We start from the raw sequence: 2,674 nt of genomic DNA on the forward strand, positions 1-2,674 counted from the left end.
AGCCCGCGACGGACCAGGCCGCGACCGGGCAGGCCGCGACCGGGCAGGCCGCGACGGGGCAGGCCGACACCGGGCGGCGCGGCAAGCACGAGGCCCGCTCCGGGACCGGCGACTACGTCACGCGCTACGAGGAAGACCTCGACGTCGGCACCCGCGACGTGGAGGCCGGCAAGGTCCGGCTGGTCAAGCACGTGGTGACCGAGCAGAGGGACGTCACCGTGCCCGTGTCGCACGAGGAGGTCCGCGTGGTGCGCGAGCCGGCCGACGGCGAGCCGACCGGCCGGGCGTTCACCGAGGAGGAGACCGAGGTCACCCTGCACCGCCAGGAGCCGGTCGTCGAGAAGACGACCAGGCCGGTGGAGAAGGTCCGCATGGAGAAGGAGACCGTGACCGAGCAGCAGCACGTCCGCGGCGAGGTCCGCAAGGAACAGGTGGACGTGGAGCGCGACGACCGGACCAGGCGTCGCGACACCTGACCAGGACGTGCCCGCGCCTCATGCCCCGGGCGCGGGTGCGTCCCCCTGCCTAGCGCAGGTCCAGACCCAGGTCGAGCGCCGGGGCGGAGTGCGTGAGGCCTCCCACCGCCAGGTAGTCCACGCCCGTCTCGGCGTACGCCCTGGCCACGTCCAGGGTGAGCCCGCCCGACGCCTCCAGCCGCACGTCGGCCGACGCGACCCGCCGCACCGCCTCCGCGCAGTCGGCGACGGTGAAGTTGTCCAGCAGCACGAGTTCCGCGCCCTCGGCGACGGCCTCGTCCAGCTGGTCCAGCGAGTCGACCTCGACCTCGCACGCCAGGTGCGGCGCGTGGGCGCGCACGGCGGCCATCGCCGCGCGCACCGAACCCGCCGCCCGGACGTGGTTGTCCTTGATCAGCACGGCGTCGCCGAGGCCGAGACGGTGGTTCACGCCGCCGCCGCAGCGGACCGCGTACTTCTCCAGCAGCCGCAGGCCCGGCAGGGTCTTGCGGGAGTCCCGCACCGCCGCCTTCGTGCCGGCGACCTCGTCGACCCAGGCGGCGGTGAGCGTCGCCACGCCGGAGAGGTGGCACAGCAGGTTCAACGCGGTGCGCTCGGCGGTGAGCAGGCCGCGCACCGGTCCGCGCAGCACCAGCGCGGGCTCGCCGGGCACGGCCTTGTCGCCGTCGGACCGCCGGTCCAGCACTTCGACGTCCGTGACCCGCCGGAACACCTCCAGCGCCACCGGGATGCCCGCGAGCACGCCGGCCGCGCGGGGCGTCAGCTCGGCCACGGCCACCGCGTCGGCGGGCACGGTGGCCTCCGTCGTGGCGTCCGCGCCGTACCGCAGGTCCTCCTCCAGCGCCGTCGCGATCACCCGACGCGCGTCGTCCAGGTCGAGCCCGAACCGCGAGCCCGCCACCAGGTCTTCGTCGTTCATGCCACTCCCACCGCCACCACGGGATCGGCCAGCACCGGCTGGCCGGAGGGGTTGAGCCGGACCACCTGGCTGCGCTGCCAGCCCACGTCGTCCCGCTCGGTGAAGTCCGTGCGCACGTGGCAGCCGCGCGACTCCTCGCGCTCCGCCGCCGCCGCGATCAGGGCCCGCGCCGCCACGGTGAGCGCCGCGTCCTCCACCAGCTGCCTGGTGTCGAGCTTGCGGTCCACAGTGGACAGGTCGAGCACCGAGCCGACCACGGCCAGGCCCTCGGCGTCACGGCCGATGGCCGCGTACCGGGACATGACCCGCTGCAACGAGTCGCGGGCCGCGACCGGCGCCGTGGGCAGCTCCACCGGGCCGGCGTTCGCCGTCGAGCACCGGGCCAGCACGCCCAGCGCCAGGTCCGCCTCGACGGCCTCGGCCGCCCGGGCGCCCACCACCAGTCCTTCGAGGAGGCTGTTGGACGCCAGCCGGTTCGCGCCGTGCAGCCCGGTCCGGGCCACCTCGCCCGCCGCGTACAGGCCGGCCACGCCCGTTCGACCGTCCACGTCGGACACCACGCCGCCGCACGCGAAGTGCGCCGCCGGGGCCACCGGGATCGGCTCGTCCGCCGGGTCGACGCCCGCCGCCAGGCACGCCGCGTGCACGGTCGGGAACCGCCGCGCGAAGTCCGCGATGCCCGTCGCGTCGAGGAACACGTGGTCGTCCACGCCTCCGGGCGCGGCCGCCACGTGCCGGGTGATCGCCGCCGCCACGACGTCCCGCGGCGCCAGGTCCTCCAGCGGGTGCACGCCGCGCATGACCCGCGCGCCGGTCGCGTCGACCAGCACCGCGCCCTCGCCGCGCACGGCCTCCGTCACCAGCGGGCAGCGGCCACGCGCGCCGCGCCCCGTGTACAGGACGGTCGGGTGGAACTGGACGAACTCGACGTCCGCCGCCGCCGCGCCGGCCCGCAACGCCAGCGCCAGGCCGTCGCCGGTGGCCACCTCCGGGTTGGACGTGGCCTGGTAGAGCTGCCCGAGGCCGCCGCTGGCCAGCAGCACGGCGGGCGCGCCGATCACGCCCGGCACGCCGTTGCCGTCCAGCACCAGCAGGCCGCACACCTGGCCGAGCGGGGTGCGCACCGCGTCCACGGCGACGTGCCCCTCCAGCATCGGCACCCGCCCGTCGGACGACGCCGCCAGGAGCGCGCGCTCCACCTCCGCGCCGGTCGCGTCACCGCCCGCGTGCACCACGCGGAACGCGCTGTGCCCGCCCTCCCGCGTGCGGGCCAGCGCGC

The 2,674-nt window shown here is 76.4% G+C and carries 3 protein-coding genes; 1 reads left to right on the forward strand and 2 read right to left on the reverse strand.

What is annotated here, in order from left to right; genetic code table 11:
* Positions 1-476: YsnF/AvaK domain-containing protein (locus tag ACFQ3T_RS35755; protein ID WP_380730439.1), on the forward strand; the 476-nt coding region annotated here is incomplete at its 5' end.
* Between the two features lie 49 nt (positions 477-525).
* Here ACFQ3T_RS35755 and nadC read toward each other — a convergent pair.
* Positions 526-1,395 carry a carboxylating nicotinate-nucleotide diphosphorylase gene (gene nadC / locus ACFQ3T_RS35760; protein ID WP_380730441.1) on the reverse strand — a complete coding sequence of 290 codons (870 nt, stop codon included), beginning with the start codon at positions 1,393-1,395 and terminating at the stop codon, positions 526-528.
* Positions 1,392-2,674: L-aspartate oxidase (locus tag ACFQ3T_RS35765; RefSeq protein ID WP_380730443.1), on the reverse strand; the 1,283-nt coding region annotated here is incomplete at its 5' end. The genes ACFQ3T_RS35765 and nadC, both read right to left, overlap by 4 nt.

The organism is Saccharothrix hoggarensis, assembly GCF_042678885.1.
Taxonomy (GTDB): domain Bacteria; phylum Actinomycetota; class Actinomycetes; order Mycobacteriales; family Pseudonocardiaceae; genus Actinosynnema; species Actinosynnema hoggarensis.